We start from the raw sequence: 21447 nt of genomic DNA, 5'->3' as shown, positions 1-21447 counted from the left end.
TAACCATTGTCAGAGAAGGCAATACAGTCATGCACACCTCCCTTTCGCGCACCCTCGTCACGTCGGTGGCCGCCGCCGGCCTGCTGCTGTCCGGCGCGGGCATCGCCGCCGCGCACGTAGTGGTCGACGCCCCCGGCGCCAGCCAGGGCGGCTACGCCGTCGCCACCTTCCGGGTGCCGACGGAGTCCGACACCGCCGCCACCACCAAACTCACCGTGACGCTGCCGAATCTGAAGAGCGCACGCACCGAGCCCATCGCGGGCTGGACCGCCAAGGTCGACAAGAACGCCCAGGGCGAAGCCGTGGCGGTCACCTGGACCGCCGATCCGGGCAACCCGGGCGTCGGCCCGGGCCAGTTCCAGCGTTTCGCACTCTCCGTGGGCCCGCTGCCCAAGCAGGAGAAGGTCAGCTTCAACACGTCCCAGACCTACAGCGACGGCAAGGTCGTCGACTGGAACCAGCCCATGAACCCCGACGGCAGCGAGCCCGATCACCCGGCCCCCAGCCTCACCCTGGCCAAGAGCACCGGCGGCGATGACGACGCCCCGGCCGCCACGGATGCCGCCGCGAGCGACAAGAGCAGCGACAACACTGCCCGCTGGCTCGGCGGCGCCGGTCTGGCACTCGGCGCGCTGGGCGCCGCCCTCGGCCTCGGCAGCGTGATCCGGGGACGGCGGTCGTGAACCGCAAGCTGCTGGCCGGACTGGTCACCGGACTGCTGGTCATCGGATTCGCGCTGCTGGGCGGCGGTGTCGCCGATGCGCACTCCGCGCCCATCTCCTCCAGCCCGGACAATGGTGCGCAGATCGACACCTCCCCCGCGTCGGTGAGTATCACCTTCAACGAGAACCTGCAGCCGGCCTACCCGTCCATGACGGTCACCGGGCCCGACCGCAACCTGTGGTCGAAGGGGCAGCCGAAGGTGGAGGGGCCGACCATCAGCATCGAGGTCGGTGAGCTGGGACCGGCCGGTGAATACACGATCGCTTACCGGGTCACCTCCGCGGACGGGCACCCCGTCAGCGGCAAGCGGACGTTCACACTCACCAAGCCCGGCAATGGAACTCCCGGTCCCAAGGCCGACAGCGCCGCCAAGTCCGGCGGCTCCGACGGCGGCGGTGTGCCGCTGTGGATCTTCATCGTGGGCGCGGTGGTGCTGTTCGGTGGCGGCCTGGCCTTCGCCCTGTTCGGCGGACGGGGCAAGCAGCGCAGGTGAATCGGCCCGACCGCACCGATCGTCGCCGGGAGCGCGGGACGAACGGCGGTAGCAGCTCACCGAGATGGCTACTGGCGCTGGTCATCCCGATCGCCCTGGCCGGTGCGGCCCTGGCCTGGGCGCTGGCCGCCACCGACCCCGTGCAGACCGAGGCCCCGGTCCGGGTCCTCGCCGACTGCGCGGGGGCGACGGTGCTGGGCCTGGCCGCGCTGCCGCGGCTCTCGGACCGGCTGACTCCGCAGTGGCGGCCGCTCACCGTGCTCGCCGCGCTCTGGGCGGCAATGGAATTCGCCATGCTCGCGCTGGAAGCCGCGGAGGTGCAGGGCATTGCGGCGCGGCGGCTGAGCGCCGCGCAGTTCGGCGACTACCTCGCGCACGTGAGCGGCGGGCAGATCGGTATCGCGCTGCTGATCGGCAGCGGCACGGTGGCGATCTACAGCGCCTTCGGATTCCGGCGGCCCGACCGGGCCACCGGCGACCTGGTGCTGGTGTTCACCGCCGTCACGCTGGCATTGCGGCCGATCACCGGGCACATGTCGCAGCAGCCGCTCGGTTCGGTGCTGGCGGCGCTGCACGCGCTGGCGGCCGGCGCCTGGTTCGGCCTGCTGCTGGCGCTGGCGCTGACCGTGCGCACCCGGGGCGAGTGGGCGGTGCTGCTGCCGCGGTACTCGGCGTGGGCGATGCCGCTGGTGGTGACGGTGATGGTGACCGGGGTGATCAACGGGCTGGTGCGGATCGGCGGGGTGAGCCCGCTGTTCACCAGCGGGTACGGGCGGATCCTGCTGGCGAAGACGGTGCTGCTGGCCGTGCTGCTCGGGCTGGGCTGGTGGTGGCGGCGCAGCTGGGTGCCGAAGGTCGCCGATCACCGCATGACCGCGGACGACTCGCTGCGGCGCGCGATTGCCGAAGTGCTGGTGATGGCGCTAGTGTTCGGGCTGGCCGGTACGCTGGCCGTCACCGCGTGAGGTGGTCCGCGGTTCTCGAATTCGGGTGTGCCGGTTCATAGATGGCATGCATCACAAGACCTGCGGGGAAAACTAGAACACGTTACAGTTGCGCCCATGACCGAAGTCAAGATCGTCGCGGACTGCGCCGCCTCGGCCGAATCGGCCTTCGCCTACGTCAACGACTACCGGCACCTGCCGAAATTCATCAATGAGATCAGTGCCTTCACCCCGCTGACCGACCAGGTCGAAGGCGTGGACGCCACCTTCGACGGCACCATTCAGCTGGGCCCGATCACCCTGCACTCCACCATCAAGATCGTCCGGCACGAGCCCGGCTCTGCCATCGCGGTGAAGTCCATCAAGGGCTTCGAGATCGAATCCACCTTCCTCTTCCACGACAAGGGCGAGGAATCCTGCACCATCGACGCCATCGTCGACTACCGGGTCCCCGGCGGCATCGCGGGCAAGATCCTCGGCAAGACCATCGAGCCGTTCGTGAAGCTCGCGGTGAAGGGCTCCACCCACAATCTGGTCACCCAGGTCGCCGCGTTCCACACCACCCGCACGTCCGCCTAGTCACCCGGGGTCGCCAGAGCCGCCGACCCCCGCGAAGGCCCGCAGATCGGCCTCGGTCCGGCGGAACAGCCAATAGTCGCCGAGGAACCCGAGCACACCCACCGCGCACAGCGCGTAGATGGAGATCAGCTCCAGCGAAACCTCTTCGGCGGTCAGGAACGTCAGACTCGCGATCACTCCGATCAACGGAATCGCCACCGCCACCGCGAGATACCGGGTGCAGCGACGGCTCAGGTCCCGCAGGGCATCGTGATCGCGCGCCGTCTCACCGTGGGTGAGCAACCGCGGATAGAAGCAGCGCACCACGAAGAACGTCACCACGAAGAACGGGTACGCGACCGCGATCGCACCCGAAACCAGCATCGTCGCAACCAGATTCACAATGCGCCCCGGCGGCAGACCGGTGTACACGACCAGCGCGATGGCGGTTATCGCGGCCGACACCACCCACCAGCCGAAGGCCAGCAGCGCCACCCGGTCGCCGTCGATCAGGGTGTCGCGCCGCGCCCGGGCCAGGGTCTCCGGATCGTAGGTCCGGCCCCGCCGCAGTCCGCGCCACACGATGAACGCCCGGCGGCACAGGTAATTGGTGAGCGCGATAGCGGCCGGCGTGGTGACCAGGAACAGCACATTGCCCACCAACCGCAGCCGCGTCTGCTCCCCCGCCGAGAACCAGAGCGCGAACAGCGGATGATTGTGCAGGTTGGCGTAGGCGATGCCGAGCCCGTCGCCGAACATGCTCGCCGCCGTGATGAGCGCGACCAGCGACCACGGGCCGACCCGGGACCGCCAGCTGCTCGCCGGCGGATCCACCAGATCCCGGGCCCGCTGATCCAGGCACAGATCCAGCTGCTGGGCCAGCGCCGCACCCGTGGCCCAGCGGTCCTCGCGATCGGGGGCCAGGCACTTCAGCAGCACCCGCCGCAGCGTGGCCGGGCAGTCCGGCGGCAGGTCGCCGAGGCGGGCGGGCTCGATCTCGCGGCGGCGCAGCCGGAGCATGCGTTCGAGCGAGGATTCCGAATCGCCCGCGCGGGTTTCGTCGTCGAAGGGGCGGCGGCCGGTGAGCAGCTCCCACAGCACCACCCCCAGTGCGTAGATGTCGCTGCGACCGTCCAGCTCCGCGGCGGTCTCGGGCAGCTGCGGGTGACAGGCCGCCAGCTGCTCGGGCGACATGTACGCCAGCGAGCCGCCGAAGTAGGCCAGCGGGCTGGTCCCCGCTATATGCGCGCTGAAACTGATATTGAAATCCGCCAGTTTCGGGCTGCCATCGGCGGTGAGCAGCACATTGGCGGGCTTGATATCGCGGTGCAGCACCCCGTTCCGGGCCGCGTGGTCGAGTGCGCGCGCCAGCCGGCTGCCCAGCCACGCGACGGTTTCCGGCCAGCTGCGCTCCGGCATCGCTGCACGCGTGGGTGATTCGCCGGGCACCAGGCCGCCCCGGTCCCGCATGGCCGCGTCCACCGCCTCCAGCAGCAGCCCGCCGTCCCGATCCGCCGGCTCGCGAGAACGCACCAGTGCCAGCACCTTCGACAGCGTGCCGCCCGGAAGATATTGCATGTACAGCAGTTTCAGCTCCCGGTCGCCGAGCAGCCGCTGGTCGAAGACGCGCACGATGTGCTCGTGATCCAGCCGCGCCAGGGTCTCGGATTCGGTGCCGTGGTTCTGCGAGACCTTCACCGCCACCAGTCGCTGCATGGACCGCTGCCGGGCCAGGAAGACCCGGGCGAAGGCGCCGCTGCCCAGTTCCACCAGCAGATCGAAATCGTCCAGCCGATCGCCGACCTCGATGCCCTCCAGGGCGTGCTGCGCCTGCGGCCGGGCGATGAGGGTACTGCGGTAGTCGTGCTCGGCCCATTCGGTGGCGGCGACCTCGGTCGGATGGCAGCCGCCATCCACCGCCGCACCGTGCCCATTCCCGTGCGGCCCGGAGCGACCATTCCCGTGCAGCCCGGAGCGCCGCAGCGCATGGAACTCCTCGTAGGCCAGATCGGGCGGCAGTGGACCGGAACGCAATTCGTGGAACTCGGCCCGGTAGTCGGCCAGGCGCTTGGGGAAGTCGTAGCGGATCCAGCGGTATTCCAGGTCGACCTTGATCAGTTCGATCAGCACCAGGCGGCGCAGGTGCGGTGTGCGTGGCAGGAATTCGGCCAGGCGGGGCGGCGCCGCGGCCGCCTCCCAGGCGGCCTGGAATCCGGCGAGCACGGACGCCAGCAGGGAGCGGGTCTCGTCGACAGCACCCGAGTCGATCGCCTGTTCTACGTTCATGCCTCTCCCGACCTGGACTCATCGGGTGCCGCCAGTATGCGCCCGAGAATCCGACTGCACGGTTGATTAACTCTTGTGGATAGATCGTTCGGCAGCCGCATAGCGCATCGCGACGGCACAACATCGCCGGTCACGGGCCACTAGAGTCGCGGTATGAGTGAGCAGTTTCCCGAGCGGATCTGGGGTTCCCGCACCAATCTGCTGTCCCGCCTGGCCAGTCCGTTCGCCGCCACCAAGGTCGGCTCGCTGGTCATCCGCAAACTGACGCCGCTGGATCGCAAGCTGCTCGAACGCACCGGCGGCAAGTACACCGTGCTCGGCCCGATCGGCGCGCCCGTCATCCTGCTCACCACCGTCGGCCGCAAATCCGGGCAGCCGCGCACCACCCCCCTGCTCTACGTGCACGAGGGCGACACGCTCTACGTGATCGGGTCCAACTTCGGCCAGTCCCACCACCCGGCGTGGACCGCCAACCTGCTCGCCAGTCCGGCCGCCGAGGTCGCGATCGCCGGGCAGCACATTCCGGTCACCGCCGCCCTGGTCACCGACGAGGACCGCCTGCAGGCGATCTTCGAACGCTTCGAGGAGACCACCCAGGCGTACACCGCCTACCGCAATCGCACCGCTCGTGACTTGCGCATATTCGCCCTGACAAGATAGTTCCCGTGACCGAATCAGCGAACGCCATTGCCACCGCCGACCTCGCCGACGAGATCGGCCCCGAGATCCGCAGCTGCGACACCCAGTTCCTCCAGTTCGGCGGCCACGAAGTCTTCGCCGGCCGCATCGTGACCATCCGGACCTTCCAGGACAACCTGCTCGTCAAGCAGACCCTCGGCGAACCCGGCGAGGGCCGCGTGCTCGTCGTGGACGGCGGCGCGAGCGTGCACACCGCGCTGGTCGGCGACATCATCGCGGGCCGTGGCGTCGACAACGGCTGGGCCGGGGTCGTCGTCAACGGCGCGGTCCGGGACTCGGCCATCCTGCGCACCCTGCCCATCGGCATCAAGGCGCTGGGCACCAACCCGCGCAAGAGTACCCAGACCGGCGCGAATGCAGAGAAGGATGTCACCGTCGAATTCGGCGGCGTCACCTTCGTTCCCGGCGACATGCTCTACAGCGACCATGACGGTGTTGTCGTTCGCAGCGAGGATTGACCCAACTCTCGGGAAGCTCTCAGGGGTAACGGCCTCCGTACCCCCGAGAATGGGGAGCCGGGGGCCCAGCCCCCGAGCCCCCGCGGGAGTCACGCCGCCGGCAACCCGCAGGGAACGCGGTGAGCCCGGCCGCGCGGGGCGCAGACCGAACCCCTACGGATCCGGGAGTACCTTGCCCGCGAAGCGCGCTCAGCCGCTGATGACCCGGGCCTTGTGCCCGGCCAGTGCCACCACATCGCCCGCATGTAGCTGGCGACCCCGTCGCAGCTCCACCTCGTCGTTGACACGAACCAGGCCCTGGGCGATAACCATCTTGGCTTCCGAACCGGAATCGATGAGGTTCGCCAGCTTCAGGAACTGGCCGAGTCGAATGACATCGTCTTCGATCGGGACATCGACTGGATCCGACATGGGGTACATCCTCACCCGCGGCCGTCTCCACACCAAACGCCGCCCCCACCACCAGCCGCCACGCGGCGGCCACGAGACACGAACCAGGTTCTGAGTGCATATGGGCATCGGCAACATTCACACTGGTGCAGTGACTTCGACGCAGGACCGGCTGCCCCACGACTCCGACCAGAGACCGGAGCCGCGATCGCCCGAGGTGCCACACCGCGGGCACGGCCGGCTGCGCGAGGTGCCGCATATCGCGGGCACCACGCTCGGCGTCTTCTCGGTCCTCTGCTTCGCCTGGAGCATCTCGCCCGGGCTGCGGTTCCTGACCTCGCACCTACGCCACTTCGTCGACACCTACTACTTCGACGCCCCCGACACCTCACTGGTGTGGGCACTGGTGGTGGGCCTGCTGGCGGGCGCCACCGCCAGCCGGAAACGGATCGCCTGGTGGCTGCTGGTCGGGTACATGGCGGCCTTCGCGCTCGCCAACGCCCTCGACTTCGCCGCCGAGGGCGACATCAATGCCCTGGTGGCGTTGATCGTTCACGTCGTGGTCATCGGCGTGCTCATCGCCGCGTGGTCCGAGTTCTACACGCACGTGCAGCGTGGCGCGGTCTGGCGCGCGCTCGGCGTGCTGGCCGGCGGGCTCGCGCTGGGCTGCCTGGTCGGCTGGGGACTGGTCGAACTGTTCCCCGGCAGCCTGCCCGACCACACCGAACGCGCCCTGTGGGCGGTGTCCCGGGTCACCGGCGCGATCCTGGTCTCCAACGAGGACTTCGACGGGCACCCGCCGCACCTGGTCAACCTGCTGCTCGGCCTGTTCGGCGCCATCGCGCTGCTGGCCGCCGTCATCACCCTGTTCCGATCGCAGCGCTCCTCCAACGCGCTGACGGGGCTGGACGAATCCGCGATTCGCGGGCTCATCGAGCGCTCCGATGTCGAGGACTCGCTCGGCTACTTCGCCACCCGCCGCGACAAGGCCGTCGTCTTCGCGCCCAGCGGCAAGGCCGCCGTCACCTACCGCGTCGAACTCGGCGTGTGCTTGGCCTCGGGCGACCCCATCGGGCAGAAGGAGTCCTGGGGCCACGCCATCGACGCCTGGCTGCGACTGGCCGACCAGTACGGGTGGGCCCCGGCGGTGATGGGCGCCAGCGAGATCGGCGCGACCGCCTATCGGCGGGCCGGGCTGTCCGCGCTGCGGCTGGGCGACGAGGCCATCCTCGAGACCCGCAACTTCTCCCTCGCCGGACCCGATATGAAGCCCGTCCGCCAGGCCGCCAATCGTCTTGCCAAGCAGGGCATCACGGTGCGGGTGCGGCGGCACCGGGAGGTCCCGCCCGAGGAGATGGCCGACGTCATGCGGCGCGCCAACGCCTGGCGCGACACCGAGACCGAACGCGGCTTCTCCATGGCCCTCGACCGGCTCGGGGATCCGCTGGACGGCGACTGCCTGCTGGTCGAGTCCGTCGCCCCCAACGGCCAGGTGCTCGGCATGCTGTCGTTCGTGCCGTGGGGCCGCACCGGCGTCTCCCTCGACCTCATGCGCCGCGACCGCACCGGGCCCAACGGGCTGATGGAACTCATGATCTCGCGGCTCGCCCTCACCTCCGAGCAGTACGGCATCACCCGAATCTCGTTGAACTTCGCGGTCTTCCGCGCGGTCTTCGAGGAGGGCGGCCGCATCGGCGCCGGCCCGGTGCTGCGTCTGTGGCGCGGCGTGCTCATGTTCTTCTCCCGCTGGTACCAGCTGGAGGCGCTCTACCGCTCCAATGTGAAGTACCAGCCGGAATGGGTGCCGCGGTTCTCGCTGTTCGAGGAACGCCGGCACCTGGTGCGCGTCGCCACGGCCAGCGCGCTCGCCGAAGGCTTCCTGCCCCGCATCGGCCGCGAACACGATGCCTCCGCGCACACCGGTCTGCGGCCCTCGGTGCCGCCCGCCATCACCGGGCTGCACGCCGACGGCAGCCCGCCCGACCTGCCGCCGGAGGAGCTCGAGGAGCACGGCCCGCGCCGCCCCGAACAGGTGCGGGTGCGCATGGACAAGCTGGAGAAGCTCCAGGAATCCGGCGTCGAGGCCTACCCGGTCGCCTACCCGCCCACCCACACCGTGTCCGCCGCCCGCGGCTGCCCGCAGGGCACCACGGTGCGAGTCTGCGGGCGGCTGTTGCGGATTCGCGACTACGGCGGCGTCATCTTCGCCGTGCTGCGCGACTGGTCCGGCGACATCCAGCTGCTCATCGACCGCGCCCGGGTGGGCGCCGACCGCAGCGAGTCGTTCACCGAATTCTTCGACCTGGGCGACCTGGTCGAGGTGAGCGGGCAGATCGGCCGCAGCCGCCGCGGCGAACTCTCGCTGCTCGCCCAGGACTGGCGGATGATCGGCAAATGCCTGCACCCGCTGCCGGACAAGTGGAAGGGTCTGTCCGACCCGGAAGCCCGCGTGCGGCAACGCTATGTCGACATGGCCATCAACACCGATATCCGCGAGGTGCTGGCCAAGCGCAGCGCGGTGGTGCGGTCGCTGCGAGACACCCTGCACGGCTGGGGATTCCTCGAAGTCGAGACCCCCGTCCTGCAGCAGGTGCACGGCGGCGCCAACGCCACCCCGTTCACCACCCACATCAACGCCTACGACCTCGGCCTGTACCTGCGCATCGCCCCCGAGCTGTACCTCAAGCGACTGTGTGTGGGCGGCATGGAGAAGGTGTTCGAACTCGGCCGCGTCTTCCGCAACGAGGGCGTGGACTACAGCCACAACCCCGAGTTCACCATCCTGGAAGCCTATGAGGCGCACAGCGATTACGAACGCATGATGCACGCCTGCCGCCAGCTCATCCAGGAGGCCGCGGTGGCCGCCAACGGCAAGATGGTGGCGCTGCGCCCCGGACCCGACGGCGCGGTCACCGAGGTGGACATCTCCGGCGACTGGCCGGTCAAGACCGTGCACGGGGCCGTCTCCGAGGCGATCGGCGAGACCATCACCCCCGACACCGACGAGGAGCGGCTGCGGCTGCTCTGCGAGAAGGCGGGCGTGCCCTTCCAATTGGGCTGGGACGCCGGGCAACTCGTGCTCGAGATGTACGAGCACCTGGTGGAATCGGCCACCGGGGAACCCACCTTCTACATCGACTTCCCCACCTCCGTCTCCCCGCTCACCCGCGCGCACCGGCACATTCCGGGCGTCACCGAGCGCTGGGACCTGGTGGCCTGGGGCGTCGAATTGGCCACCGCCTACAGCGAATTGACCGATCCGGTGGAACAGCGCCGCCGCCTCACCGAACAGTCCATGCTGGCCGCCGGCGGCGACCCGGAGGCCATGGAACTCGACGAGGAATTCCTGCAGGCCCTCGAACACGCCATGCCCCCCACCGGCGGTCTCGGCGTCGGCGTGGACCGGGTGGTCATGCTGCTGATCGGCCGCAGCATCCGCGAAACACTGCCGTTCCCGCTCGTGAAACCCCGCACCGCACAGGCCGAATCCCGATAGGCGTACCTCTGCATTCGCTCCGGCCATGCGCGAGGCTGAGGACGGCTACACCGACAGCGCCCATTGGGACCAGGGAAAACCCTGATTCCCCCGGCCGGATCCCCGGTTAATCTGGGATTCGGCCCGGGGCGGGCCCACCGGCCACACGGATTGGGGTACCCATGCACTACCTAGATCTCATGACCCAGACGACCCTGCTGGACCACCACGTGTGGACCCACCCGGACACCTGGAACGCCGCCCTCGAGAACACCGCCGCCCGCCGCACCAGCAGCCGGCGCGGCACCAGCTTCTGGGGCTTCCTCGCGGTCTGCTGCATCGGCATCGTGGTGCTGGTGCTGGGCATCGTCTACCTGATGAGCCGCCGCAAGAATCGCTAGCCCCCGCGGCGCGTAGCGGGCGGGGTGCGGCAGAGTGGTGGGCGTGCAGTTGATCCTCGTCCGCCACGCCCAGCCGCAACGAGTCCTGGCCGAATCCGGCCACGCCGACCCGGATCTCACCGCGATCGGCCTCGAACAGGCGGGCCGGGTCCCGGCCGCACTCGCCCACCACCGCATCGCCCGCGTGGTCAGCAGCCCGCAACTGCGGGCCCGCGAAACCGCCCGGCCCACCGCGGAGAAGCTCGGACTCGACATCGATGTCCTCGACGGGCTCGCCGAGTACGACCGCGACCTGCCGATATACGTCCCGATCGAGGACGCCCAGCAGGAATTCCGGGAAACCTACGCGCGCATCAAGGCCGGGCACCTGCCCGAGCAGATCGACGGCGACGCCTTCATCGGCCGCGTGCGCGAGAGCATCGCGAGCATCGTGGCGGCCGCCGAGCACACCGACACCGTGGTCGTCTTCGCGCACGGCGGCGTGATCAACGTACTGCTGCAGGAGGTGCTGGGCCTGGCCCGCCCGCTCACCTTCCCCATCGACTACTGCTCGATCACCCGGATCCTGTACTCGCGCACCGGCGCCCGCACCGCGGCCACCGTCAACGAGAACGGCCACGTCTGGGACCTGTTGCCGCGCATGCAGCGTCCGCGCCCCTAGACGCTCAGCGGACTCCCAGCCCGGTCCCACACCCTTCCAAGGGCCGGCGCCTTCGATGGGAATTCGAGAGCCGCTCCCCCCGCGGCCCACGATCCCGACAGAAAGGCACCACGATGTCCACCATCAAGCCCCGCCGCCGTCTCGCCCTGCGCCTCGCCGCGGCCGGTGCCCTGGCCGCCATCCCGCTCGCCGTCGTCGCCCTCCCCGCGAATGCCGCGACCCCCGACGACGCCGCCACCCCGGTCGTCGCCCAGCAGATCGACGACCACGGCCCCTGGGATCACGACCGTGACCACCACCGCCACGACCACGACAACGACGGCGGCTGGAACAACGGCGACAACGGCTGGAACAACGGCGGCTGGAACAACAACGGCGACAACGGCTGGAACAACAACCCGGCTCCGGCCCCCGCCTGGCTGCCGCCCACCGGCTCCTTCGGCATGTAACCCGGCCGGCGACGACCTCATCGGCTCGGACACCGAAAAGGCCGCTCCCAGTGTGGGAGCGGCCTTTTCAGGTTTCGCGGGCCCGGCGCACCGCCGGGCCGTCCGCTACGCGTTGGTCGCGATCCAGTTGTGCATCCAGGTCAGCGCGGTCTGGCCGCCGCCGACGCCGTAGCTGCCGTAGCTGGTGTGCTTGCCGCTGCGGTAGAACTGCTCGAGCTGGTGGGCGTACTCGCTGTCCGGACCGTCGGCCAGCTGGGCCTGCAGCGTCGGCAGACCGCCCTGCGCCATCAGGTCGTTGAGGATGGACCCGAGTTCGAGCTGGGTCTGCCACAGGTTGAAGTTGTTCGGGTTGGACGACTGCGCCAGGAAACCCGCGAAGCGGGTGAGGAAGTCGGTCTCCTCGGTGGAGCAGTACAGGTCGCCGATGGCGCACACGGTGCGCACCTTGTCGCTGATCCAGCCGAAGCCGCCGACCCGCGGCCCGCCCGCACCCGAACCGGGGGCGATCGGGCCGATCTGGGCGTCGGTGGGCGAGCGGCGCGGATCGGAGATCAGCGCGACCGCCGCGATGCGATCCGGCGGCACCACGCCGTGGCCGCTGCCGATCTCGGCGGCGAGATCGCCGGCCGCGTCGGCGCCCTGGCTGTAGCCGGTGATGGCGATCCTGGTGCCCGGGCAGCGCGCGCCCATGTCCTGCACCAGACCGCGGGCATTGTCGACGGCTTCCTTCTTGGAGGCGGCGTAGACGTCGCCCTCCCAGGGGAAGGCGGTGGCCGCGTAGGTCACATAGTCGACCTCACCGGGCAATCCGTTGGTCACCCCGGCCAGCATGCCGGGCTTGGGGTCCTTGTCGTGGCCGGTCTCCCAGGTGCCGGGCACGGCGACCGTGTAGAGACTCGGGCAGCCCGCGCCGGGGGCGGCCGTAGCGGGACCGCTGCCCAGGACGATTCCCGACATGAGCACGCTCGCCGCTGCCCCCGCAGCCGCGACAACATTCTTCAACCGCATACTGCTCCAGTTCCCGCTTGTGCCGGGACAGGTTGCGCGTCCCGATTCCGGATCATGGTGCGGTCGCCGGATGACAGTCCGGTGCACTGAGGGTTAACCCAAGTAACCGCCCCGTATGAGTGACTGGAACAGACCGAATGACGAGATCGGCGACACACCGCCGACAAGCATAAAGGGGCCTATTCGACCATGCCAGGCGAGACGCCGAAGACGTCCGATTTCCGGCCGAAAGTTGTGCCGGAAGCCACATTTCGGGCCTCAGCCCTGTAATGCCGCCTCGAGCATCGGCCACGACCGGTGCAGCGCGTCCTGCCAATAGCGCCAGGAATGCGTTCCGGCAGGGCTGAATTCGACCTGCGCGGGGATCCCCAACTGGCCGAGGCGATCTGCGAGCTGGTGCGTGCACCCGTTGGTCGCGGCCTCGATCACGCCACCCAGGATGATCTGGTTGGCCAGCGTCGCCGGACGCCCGCCGATCGAGGGTGAATCGAGGGTGTCCATGGGCCCGGGCAGACCGGTCGAACTCGAGATGAACAGCGCCTTCCCACGCAGGGCGGCGGCATTGAGCACGGCGTCGTGCTGCTGCCAGTCCGGATCGCCGGGCTCGCCCCACATATTGCGGGAATCGGCGTCACCGCGGTCGAGGACCAGCTGGATGTACCGGCGGCTGTTCTCGTCGGCGGTGGAGGCGCAGCCACTGTAGGAGGCGACCGCCCGGTACCGATCGGGGGCCGCGATGGCCAGATTCAACGCGGAGGTCGCCGACATCGACACGCCCGCCACCGCGTTCGCGCCGGAGGCGTGCAGCGCCGAATCCAGGATCGGCGGCAGTTCCGCGGTCAGAAAGGTCTCCCATTTCTGGCGGCCCAGACTCGGGTCGTCTTTCTGCCAGTCGGTGTAATAGGAGAATTTGCCACCGATCGGGGAAACAACATTCACGTTCTTGTCCGCGAAGAATTGCACGACATCGGTTTGGCGATACCAGGTCGCGGCATCCTCACCACCGCCCGCGCCATTCAGCAGATACAGCGTGGGCCGCGGCACACTGTTGTCGAACGGGGTAATCACCTGAAGCGTGATCACCCGGTCCATCGCGGCCGAATAGACCGAGATCTCCTCTTGCCGCTGGCCGGGCCGATCGATCGAAACCAGATGGGATCCGGTGGAATCATCCGCCGTGGCCGTACCAATGGTCCCGGGCGCGGACGACAATGCCAGGGAGAGTGCAATTGCCGAGACCGCGGCGAGCGCCGAGAGCTTACCGGTGAGCATCGGTACGGTTTTCCTATCGATCGAATCGGCCCGGAACGGGAATCAGCTGCCGATGTACTTGCGGATCGCGTCCGACAGGATGGTGCTGAGCGAACCGGTCGAGCTGAGCTGGCCGTCGGCCGAGCCGAGGCCGTTGTTGTTGAGGCTGCCCAGCGCGCTCTCGCCGACGGTGTTGGCCCGGGCGGTGAAGCACGCGGTCAGGTTGGGGAGCTCGTTGCTGACACCGACGGTGCCGGCGACGCCGATGCCACCGCTGGTGACCTGCTGACCGGCCGAGAGGTTGGTCGGAACCGGGTAGGTGATGTCGAGGGTCACCGGGTTACCGGAGTTCACGAACCAGCCCGTGCTGGTCACCTTCCAGCCGCCGCCGTTCGGCTCCGGGGTGACGTCCTCGGTGCGCTGACCGCCCGCCAGGTGGTAGGCGGTGATGCTGGCCTTGACCGGCGCGCCGAAGCCCGACGGCGGGAAGTCGGTGATGGTGTTGACGTACGGGTTACCGATACCGGTGGTGCCGACGACGACCTTGTAGGTCACCGTGGTGCCGACACCGATCGAGTCGAGGTTGGCGCTCTTGTCGTACGTCATGGTGATGCCGAGCGTGCTGATGTCATTCTTGGTGGCATGCGAGCTCAGGGCACAGGTCGTATCCGCTGACGCGGCGCCCGTCTCCAGCGTGGTCATGCTCAGGCCCGCGAAAACCATTGCGGCAGAGGTCGCGATCGCGGCCGCACGGCGATTACGGAACATATTTTCCTCCAAGTGTCCCGAGATCCTCCGGGACCGATCCATACTTACCGAGCGCTGCGGACGACTCGGAGGGTGGACTCCACACGGGGAGTAAGTAAACAGGTGTAACTGGTCCCCTGTCCAGGGTTTGACAAAACTGCTCCCAGTTACTGACTAGTACACATTTCAGATCGTTTCCCTGCATAACAAAAAGCGCTCCCGGACCGAAGTCCGGGAGCGCTCCACAGGGTTTCAGCTCAGCGCTGGATCACCGCTGGGCGACCATGGTCGGGGTGATCGGGGACGGCAGCGCCGTCTCACCCTCCAGGTACTTGTCCACCGCGGACGCGCACGCGCGGCCCTCGGCGATGGCCCACACGATCAGCGACTGACCGCGGCCCATGTCACCGGCGACGAAGACGCCGGGCACTGTGGTGGCCCAATCCTTGTCGCGCATGACATTTCCGCGCTGGTCGTAGCCCACGCCCAGGCCCTCGAGCAGACCGTTCTTCTGCGGTCCGACGAAGCCCATGGCCAGCAGCACCAGGTCGGCCTCGAGGGTGAAGTCGGTGCCCTCGACCTTCTCGAAGCGGCCGTTGACCATCGACACCTCGTGCGCCTGCAGCCCGGTGACCTTGCCGTCGGCGCCGATGAAACGCTCGGTGTTGACGGAGAACACGCGCTCGCCGCCCTCCTCGTGCGCCGAGGAGACGCGGTACATCAGCGGGTAGGTCGGCCACGGGGTCGAGTCGGCCCGCTGCTCCGGCGGACGCGGCATGATCTCGAACTGGTGGATCGTCTCCGCACCCTGCCGGTGCGAGGTCCCCAGGCAGTCCGCGCCGGTGTCACCGCCACCGATGATGACGACCTTCTTGCCGCGCGCGTTGATGCGCGGCAGGCCGTCCTCGTCGGCGATCGGGTCGCCCAGCTGCACCCGGTTGGCCAGCGGCAGGAACTCCATGGCCTGGTGGATGCCGTCCAGGTCGCGGCCCGGGATCGGCAGGTCACGCGCGATGGTGGCGCCACCGGCGAGCACGACCGCGTCGAACTGCTCACGCAGCTGCTGGGCCGTGATGTCCACGCCCACGTTCACGCCGGTCTTGAAGATGGTGCCCTCGGCCTCCATCTGCGCGATGCGGCGGTCGATGAAGCGCTTCTCCATCTTGAATTCCGGGATGCCGTAGCGCAGCAGGCCGCCGATGCGGTCGTCGCGCTCGAACACGGTCACGGTGTGGCCGGCCCGGGTCAGCTGCTGGGCGGTGGCCAGGCCCGCGGGGCCGGAGCCGACGACCGCGATGCGCTTGCCGGTCAGGCGGGTCGGGTAGACCGGGGTCACCCAGCCCTCGTCGAAACCGTTCTCGATGATCTCGACCTCGACCTGCTTGATGGTCACCGGATCCTGGTTGATGCCCAGGACGCAGGACGCCTCGCACGGAGCCGGGCACAGGCGGCCGGTGAACTCCGGGAAGTTGTTGGTCGCGTGCAGCCGATCGAACGACTCCTTCCACGCGCCCTTGTACACCAGGTCGTTCCACTCGGGAATCAGGTTCCCGAGCGGACAGCCGTTGTGGCAGAACGGGATACCGCAGTCCATGCAGCGGCTGGCCTGCTTCTGCAGGGTCTCGTGGGAGAACTTCTCCTCGTAGACCTCTTTCCAGTCCAGCAGTCGCAGCGGAACCGGACGGCGCTTGGGCAGTTCCCGGGAAGTGTGCTTCAGGAAGCCTTGTGCGTCACCCATTTACGAACTCCTGACTAATGCGCAGCGCGCACGGAACAACGACGGTGGTGCTGCGTTGCACCGCCAGAGTGAGGTCAGCCACGTGCCGCCTTGAATGGTTACAGCGCCTCGTCGACATGAGTGCGAAGTTACCCACGCGCCGCCTCCATGATCGCCTCGTCGACATTCCGGCCGGCCTTCTCGGCCTCGGAGATGGCGAGCAGGACCTTCTTGTAGTCGCGCGGCATGACCTTCGCGAACTTCGTCACCTGCTGCGACCAGTCGCCCAGGATCTTGTCGGCGACAGCGGATCCGGTCTCGTCGCGATGCTGGACCACGATGTCGTGCAGCATCTGCGCGTCCTCGGCCGACAGCTGCTCGAGGTCGACCAGCTCGGTGTTGAGGTTGGCCTCGAAGGTGCCGTTCGGGTTGTAGACGTAGGCGATACCGCCCGACATGCCGGCGCCGAAGTTGCGGCCGGTCTCGCCGAGGATGACCACGCGGCCACCGGTCATGTACTCGCAGGCGTGGTCGCCCACACCCTCGACGACCGCGGTGGCGCCCGAGTTGCGGACGGCGAAGCGCTCGCCGGCCACACCGCGCAGGAAGGCCTGGCCGCTGGTGGCGCCGAACAGGATCACGTTGCCCGCGATGATGTTCTGCTCCGCGACGAACGCCTCCGGCGCGTCATCCGACGGGCGCACCGTGATGCGGCCACCCGAAAGACCCTTGCCGACATAGTCGTTGGCGTCGCCGACCACCCGCAGGGTGATACCGGCCGGGACGAACGCACCGAACGAGTTACCGGCGGAACCGGTGAACGTGATGTCGATGGTGTTGTCCGGCAGGCCGACTCCGCCGTAGAGCTTGGTGACCTCGTGGCCGAGCATGGTGCCGACGGTCCGGTTCACGTTCGTGATCTTGGATTCGAACTTGACCGGCTTGCCGCGCTCCAGCGCGTCCGCGGACTGCGCGATGAGCTCGTTGTCCAGCGCCTTGTCCAGACCGTGGTCCTGGTCCTTGGTGCGACGGCGGTCCTGGAACATGAACGCCGTCTCGACGTCGTCCAGGATCGGCGACAGGTCCAGCTTGGCGGCCTTCCAGTGCGCCTTGGCGGCGGTGGTGTCGAGCAGGTCGACCCGGCCGATGGCCTCGTCCAGGGTCCGCAGACCCAGCGACGCCAGCAGCTCCCGCACCTCTTCGGCGATGTAGAGCATGAAGTTCTCGACGAACTCCGGCTTGCCGGTGAAACGCTCACGGAGAACCGGGTTCTGGGTGGCGACGCCGACCGGGCAGGTGTCGAGGTGGCAGACGCGCATCATGATGCAGCCCGAGACCACCAGCGGAGCGGTCGCGAAACCGTACTCCTCGGCGCCCAGCAGCGCGGCGATCATGACGTCGCGGCCGGTCTTCATCTGACCGTCCACCTGCACCACGATGCGGTCGCGCAGACCGTTGAGCAGCAGGGTCTGCTGGGTCTCGGCCAGGCCGAGCTCCCAGGGGCCACCCGCGTGCTTCAGCGAGGTCAGCGGCGAGGCACCGGTGCCACCGTCGTGGCCGGAGATGAGCACCACGTCGGCGTGCGCCTTGGAGACACCCGCGGCGACGGTGCCGACGCCCGGCTCCGCGACCAGCTTCACGTGAATCCGCGCCTGCGGGTTCGCGTTCTTCAGGTCGTGGATCAGCTGCGCCAGATCCTCGATCGAGTAGATGTCGTGGTGCGGGGGCGGCGAGATCAGGCCGACGCCCGGCGTCGAGTGCCGGACCTCGGCGACCCACGGGTACACCTTGTGGGCCGGCAGCTGGCCGCCCTCACCGGGCTTCGCGCCCTGCGCCATCTTGATCTGGATGTCGGTGCAGTTGGTCAGATAGTGCGCGGTCACACCGAAGCGACCCGAAGCCACCTGCTTGATCGCGGACCGGCGCCAGTCGCCGCCCTCCTCCGGCTCGAAGCGCGCCGGGTGCTCGCCGCCCTCACCGGAGTTGGAGCGGCCGCCGAGACGGTTCATGGCGATGGCCAGGGTCTCGTGGGCCTCGGCCGAGATGGAGCCGTAGCTCATCGCACCGGTCGAGAAGCGCTTCACGATCTCCGACGCCGGCTCGACCTCGTCGATCGAGATCGGGTGCCGGTGCCCGGACTTGAACTTGAACAGACCACGCAGCGAGGCGAGACGCTCCGACTGGTCGTCGACCAGCTTCGTGTACTCCTTGAAGACCTTGTACTGGCCCGAGCGGGTGGCGTGCTGCAGCTTGAACACCGTGTCCGGGTTGAACAGGTGGTACTCGCCCTCCCGGCGCCACTGGTACTCGCCGCCGACCTCGAGCTCGCGGTGCGCGCGCTCGTTGCGGTTCTCCAGGAACGCGACCCGGTGCCGCTGCGCGACCTCGTCCGCGATGTCGTCCAGGCCGATGCCGTCCAGCGGCGACTTCAGACCGGTGAAGTACTCGTTCACCAGCTCCTGTGCCAGGCCGACGACCTGGAACAGCTGCGCGCCACGGTAGGAGGCGATGGTGGAGATGCCCATCTTGGACATCACCTTCAGCACGCCCTTGCCGGCCGCCTTGTTGTAGTTGTAGACGGCCTTCTTGTAGTCGGCCGCGAGGTCGCCGGTGCTGCCCGGCATCCGCAGCGCGCCGCGCTCGAGCATGTCCTCGATGGACTCGAAGGCCATGTACGGGTTGATGGCCGCCGCGCCGAAACCGACCAGCATGGCCATGTGGTGCACCTCGCGGGCGTCACCGGCCTCGATGACCAGGCCGACCTTGGTGCGGGTGCGTTCCCGGACCAGGTGGTGATGCACCGCGGCGGTCAGCAGCAGCGACGGGATCGGGGCCAGCTTCTCGTTGGACTCGCGGTCGGACAGCACGATGATGCGTGCGCCGCCGTCGATGGCCGCAGAAACCTGACGCTGCACGGCCTCGAGAGCCTTGCGCAGCCCCTTGCCGCCCTTCTTGACCGGGTACAGGCCGTGGACCACCACGGACCGCAGGTGCGGGCGCGAACCGTCGTCGTTGATGTGGACCAGCTTGGACAGCTCGTCGTTGTCCAAGATCGGCTGGGTCAGGGTGATCTGGCCGCAGGACTCCGGTCCCGGGTTCAGCAGGTCGGCCTCCGGGCCGATCATGCTGCGCAGCGAGGTGACGACCTCTTCGCGGATGGCGTCCAGCGGCGGGTTGGTGACCTGCGCGAACAGCTGCGAGAAGTAGTCGAACAGCAGGCGCGGCCGCGCCGACAGCACCGCGATCGGGGTGTCGGTGCCCATCGAGCCGAGCGCCTCGCCACCGGTCTGCGCCATCGGCGAGACCAGCAGGTTCAGCTCCTCGGTGGTGTAGCCGAAGATCTGCTGACGGATCAGCACGCGGTCGTGCGACATGTGCACGTGCGGGCGGTCGGGCAGGTCGCTCAGCTTGGTCGGGCCCTCGTCCAGCCACTGCTGGTACGGGAACTCGGCGGCCAGCGAGGACTTGACCTCGTCGTCGCTGATGATGCGGCCCTGCGAGGTGTCGACCAGGAACATGTGGCCGGGCTGCAGGCGCTTCTTGTAGACGACCTTGGCCGGGTCGATGTCGAGCACGCCGACCTCGGAGGCCAGCACGACCAGGCCGTCCTCGGTGACCCAGATGCGGCCGGGGCGCAGACCGTTGCGGTCCAGCACCGCGCCGACGACCGTGCCGTCGGTGAAGCACACCGAGGCCGGGCCGTCCCAGGGCTCCATGAGGAAGGAGTGGTAGCGGTAGAAGGCGCGCTGCTCCGGGGTCATGGACTCGTGGCGCTCCCACGCCTCCGGAATCATCATGAGCACGGCGTGCGGCAGGCTGCGGCCGCCCAGGTGCAGCAGTTCGAGCACCTCGTCGAAGCGCGCGGTGTCCGAGGCGCCGGGGGTGCAGACCGGGAAGATCTTCTCCAGGCGGTTGTTGCCCGCGTGGTCGGTGCCGAACACGTTGGAGTTCAGCAGCGCCTCACGCGCCCGCATCCAGTTCTCGTTGCCGGAGACGGTATTGATCTCACCGTTGTGGGCGACGCGCCGGAACGGGTGCGCCAGCGGCCACGACGGGAAGGTGTTGGTGGAGAAGCGCGAGTGCACGATGCCCAGCGCCGACTCGACCCGGTCGTCCTGCAGGTCCAGGTAGAACGCCCGCAGCTGCGGGGTGGTGAACATGCCCTTGTAGACGAAGGTCTCGCCGGACAGGCTCGGGAAGTAGACCGACTCCTTGCCGGTCGCGCCCTCGCCGGCACCCGACTTGCCGAGCTCGTGCTCGATGCGCTTGCGGATGACGTAGGCGCGACGCTCCAGGTCCATGCCGGACAGCTGCTCGGCGCCACCCTTGGGCGAGGCGATGAAGATCTGCCGGAAGGTCGGCATGGCGTCACGCGACAGCGCGCCCAGCGACGACCCGTCGATCGGGACCTCGCGCCAGCCGAGGACCTCGAGGCCCTCCTCGCGCACGATCTTCTCGACGCCGTACCCGGCGCGGGCGGCCTCGCGGCGGGCCTGCGGCAGGAAAGCGATACCGGTGGCGTACGAACCTTCGGCGGGGAGCTCGAAGTCGACGACAGCACGGAAGAACTTGTCCGGGAGCTGGATCAGGATGCCCGCGCCGTCACCCGAGTTGGGTTCGGCACCGGCGGCACCACGGTGCTCCAGGTTCAGCAATGCCGTAATAGCCTTGTCGACGATGTCGCGGCTGCGGCGGCCGTGCATGTCGACGACGAATGCGACACCACACGCGTCGTGTTCATTCGCCGGGTCATAGAGCCCGATGGGTCCAGGGGACCTGTGGCCGGGAAGTTGCGTCATGCCTCTGCCTTCACAAAAAACAGGCCTTCGAAGAATGCGGCCTTCGTCGAACGCCTCCGGTCTGGACTGCGTCCGGACGTTCGGAGACCAGCGGCGCTGATGGTCACTCCGTGCAGTCAACTTTGCAGTTGTCCACCCGCTTCGATTACCTAGTCGGGTGCTCGGTGGTAACGGAACCCTTACGTCTTCGCTACACACCGCGCAGGTCTCGCCCGCTAGGCTGAGCACCGATCGGGCCTCTGACCGTATGGGGAGATATGCCGAATTGTGTAGTTCGGCGTAAGAGCAAACGATAAGTCAGGACTTGAGCCCAACCAACTTAGGTTGTACTAATTCCAGGTTCTAGCTGGGCTTCTTCATCGGTCCTCCAACACACGCGCGTTCTCCA

General features: G+C 68.3%; 17 protein-coding genes. 10 read left to right on the top strand and 7 right to left on the bottom strand.

Annotation, left to right across the window (positions count from 1 at the left end; genetic code table 11):
* Positions 1-29 precede the first annotated feature (29 nt).
* From ABZV44_RS37695 to ABZV44_RS37680, 4 genes are all read left to right on the top strand, one after another.
* Complete coding sequence (locus ABZV44_RS37695; protein WP_354847495.1) at positions 30-683, top strand: YcnI family protein; 654 nt, start codon at positions 30-32, stop codon at positions 681-683.
* Positions 680-1216, top strand: a complete 537-nt coding sequence (locus ABZV44_RS37690) for a copper resistance CopC family protein (protein WP_354847492.1) — start codon at positions 680-682, stop codon at positions 1214-1216. The genes ABZV44_RS37695 and ABZV44_RS37690 overlap by 4 nt, the downstream gene beginning before the upstream one ends.
* Positions 1213-2181 (top strand): CopD family protein, encoded by a 969-nt coding sequence (locus tag ABZV44_RS37685; RefSeq protein WP_354847489.1) that lies wholly within the window; start codon positions 1213-1215, stop codon positions 2179-2181. Before ABZV44_RS37690 ends, ABZV44_RS37685 begins: the two co-directional genes overlap by 4 nt.
* 96 nt (positions 2182-2277) lie before the next feature.
* A complete protein-coding gene (locus ABZV44_RS37680) occupies positions 2278-2739 on the top strand; it encodes an SRPBCC family protein (RefSeq protein ID WP_354847486.1) in 462 nt (153 codons plus the stop codon).
* On the opposite strand, the gene ABZV44_RS37675 is transcribed toward ABZV44_RS37680, so the two are convergent.
* Positions 2740-5004: a serine/threonine-protein kinase gene (locus ABZV44_RS37675; protein WP_354847483.1), complete on the bottom strand. Its 2265-nt coding sequence runs from the start codon at positions 5002-5004 to the stop codon at positions 2740-2742.
* A gap of 153 nt (positions 5005-5157) precedes the next feature.
* On the opposite strand from ABZV44_RS37675, the gene ABZV44_RS37670 reads away from it, so the two are divergent.
* The gene (locus tag ABZV44_RS37670; protein WP_354847480.1) at positions 5158-5664 is read left to right on the top strand and encodes a nitroreductase/quinone reductase family protein; all 507 of its coding nucleotides are present in this window, start codon (positions 5158-5160) and stop codon (positions 5662-5664) included.
* Positions 5665-5669: 5 nt separating this feature from the next.
* Positions 5670-6161, top strand: a complete 492-nt coding sequence (rraA, locus tag ABZV44_RS37665) for a ribonuclease E activity regulator RraA (protein WP_354847477.1) — start codon at positions 5670-5672, stop codon at positions 6159-6161.
* 189 nt (positions 6162-6350) lie between these two features.
* Here rraA and ABZV44_RS37660 read toward each other — a convergent pair whose 3' ends face one another.
* Positions 6351-6572, bottom strand: a complete 222-nt coding sequence (locus tag ABZV44_RS37660; protein WP_354847474.1) for an RNA-binding S4 domain-containing protein — start codon at positions 6570-6572, stop codon at positions 6351-6353.
* A gap of 151 nt (positions 6573-6723) precedes the next feature.
* Here ABZV44_RS37660 and lysX point away from each other — a divergent pair, with 151 nt between their 5' ends.
* The 4 genes from lysX to ABZV44_RS37640 all read left to right on the top strand — a co-directional run bounded on the left by lysX (position 6724) and on the right by ABZV44_RS37640 (position 11537).
* Positions 6724-10047: a bifunctional lysylphosphatidylglycerol synthetase/lysine--tRNA ligase LysX gene (lysX, locus tag ABZV44_RS37655; protein WP_354847621.1), complete on the top strand. Its 3324-nt coding sequence runs from the start codon at positions 6724-6726 to the stop codon at positions 10045-10047.
* Positions 10048-10226: 179 nt separating this feature from the next.
* Positions 10227-10427, top strand: coding sequence for a hypothetical protein (locus ABZV44_RS37650; RefSeq protein ID WP_354847471.1), 201 nt, complete (start codon positions 10227-10229; stop codon positions 10425-10427).
* Between the two features lie 43 nt (positions 10428-10470).
* Complete coding sequence (locus ABZV44_RS37645; protein ID WP_354847468.1) at positions 10471-11088, top strand: histidine phosphatase family protein; 618 nt, start codon at positions 10471-10473, stop codon at positions 11086-11088.
* 113 nt (positions 11089-11201) lie between these two features.
* The gene (locus ABZV44_RS37640) at positions 11202-11537 is read left to right on the top strand and encodes a hypothetical protein (RefSeq protein ID WP_354847465.1); all 336 of its coding nucleotides are present in this window, start codon (positions 11202-11204) and stop codon (positions 11535-11537) included.
* A 105-nt stretch (positions 11538-11642) separates the two neighbouring features.
* Here ABZV44_RS37640 and ABZV44_RS37635 read toward each other — a convergent pair whose 3' ends face one another.
* The 5 genes from ABZV44_RS37635 to gltB all read right to left on the bottom strand — a co-directional run bounded on the left by ABZV44_RS37635 (position 11643) and on the right by gltB (position 21059).
* Positions 11643-12545, bottom strand: a complete 903-nt coding sequence (locus ABZV44_RS37635) for a cutinase family protein (protein WP_354847462.1) — start codon at positions 12543-12545, stop codon at positions 11643-11645.
* A 258-nt stretch (positions 12546-12803) separates the two neighbouring features.
* Positions 12804-13817, bottom strand: a complete 1014-nt coding sequence (locus ABZV44_RS37630; RefSeq protein ID WP_354847459.1) for an alpha/beta hydrolase family protein — start codon at positions 13815-13817, stop codon at positions 12804-12806.
* 42 nt (positions 13818-13859) lie between these two features.
* Entirely contained in the window at positions 13860-14564 is a 705-nt protein-coding gene (locus ABZV44_RS37625) for a hypothetical protein (RefSeq protein ID WP_354847456.1), read from the bottom strand.
* Between the two features lie 247 nt (positions 14565-14811).
* Positions 14812-16281 (bottom strand): glutamate synthase subunit beta, encoded by a 1470-nt coding sequence (locus ABZV44_RS37620; RefSeq protein WP_354847453.1) that lies wholly within the window; start codon positions 16279-16281, stop codon positions 14812-14814.
* A gap of 128 nt (positions 16282-16409) precedes the next feature.
* Complete coding sequence (gene gltB / locus ABZV44_RS37615) at positions 16410-21059, bottom strand: glutamate synthase large subunit (protein ID WP_354847450.1); 4650 nt, start codon at positions 21057-21059, stop codon at positions 16410-16412.
* Positions 21060-21447 lie beyond the last annotated feature (388 nt).

This window comes from Nocardia sp. NPDC004860, assembly GCF_040609015.1.
In the GTDB taxonomy this organism is placed as follows: domain Bacteria; phylum Actinomycetota; class Actinomycetes; order Mycobacteriales; family Mycobacteriaceae; genus Nocardia.
The sequence above is the reverse complement of the archived record's forward strand: the minus strand, read 5'-3'. Positions and strand labels throughout refer to the sequence as shown.

Bases quoted from the DNA above. Each gene is read 5' to 3' on its own strand.
- ABZV44_RS37695 (WP_354847495.1), top strand. From the start codon at position 30: ATGCACACCTCCCTTTCGCGCACCCTCGTCACGTCGGTGGCCGCCGCC.
- ABZV44_RS37680 (WP_354847486.1), top strand. From the start codon at position 2,278: ATGACCGAAGTCAAGATCGTCGCGGACTGCGCCGCCTCGGCCGAATCG.
- ABZV44_RS37675 (WP_354847483.1), bottom strand. From the start codon at position 5,004: ATGAACGTAGAACAGGCGATCGACTCGGGTGCTGTCGACGAGACCCGC.
- ABZV44_RS37670 (WP_354847480.1), top strand. From the start codon at position 5,158: ATGAGTGAGCAGTTTCCCGAGCGGATCTGGGGTTCCCGCACCAATCTG.
- ABZV44_RS37660 (WP_354847474.1), bottom strand. From the start codon at position 6,572: ATGTCGGATCCAGTCGATGTCCCGATCGAAGACGATGTCATTCGACTC.
- ABZV44_RS37650 (WP_354847471.1), top strand. From the start codon at position 10,227: ATGACCCAGACGACCCTGCTGGACCACCACGTGTGGACCCACCCGGAC.
- ABZV44_RS37640 (WP_354847465.1), top strand. From the start codon at position 11,202: ATGTCCACCATCAAGCCCCGCCGCCGTCTCGCCCTGCGCCTCGCCGCG.
- ABZV44_RS37635 (WP_354847462.1), bottom strand. From the start codon at position 12,545: ATGCGGTTGAAGAATGTTGTCGCGGCTGCGGGGGCAGCGGCGAGCGTG.
- ABZV44_RS37630 (WP_354847459.1), bottom strand. From the start codon at position 13,817: ATGCTCACCGGTAAGCTCTCGGCGCTCGCCGCGGTCTCGGCAATTGCA.
- ABZV44_RS37625 (WP_354847456.1), bottom strand. From the start codon at position 14,564: ATGTTCCGTAATCGCCGTGCGGCCGCGATCGCGACCTCTGCCGCAATG.
- ABZV44_RS37620 (WP_354847453.1), bottom strand. From the start codon at position 16,281: ATGGGTGACGCACAAGGCTTCCTGAAGCACACTTCCCGGGAACTGCCC.
- gltB (WP_354847450.1), bottom strand. From the start codon at position 21,059: ATGACGCAACTTCCCGGCCACAGGTCCCCTGGACCCATCGGGCTCTAT.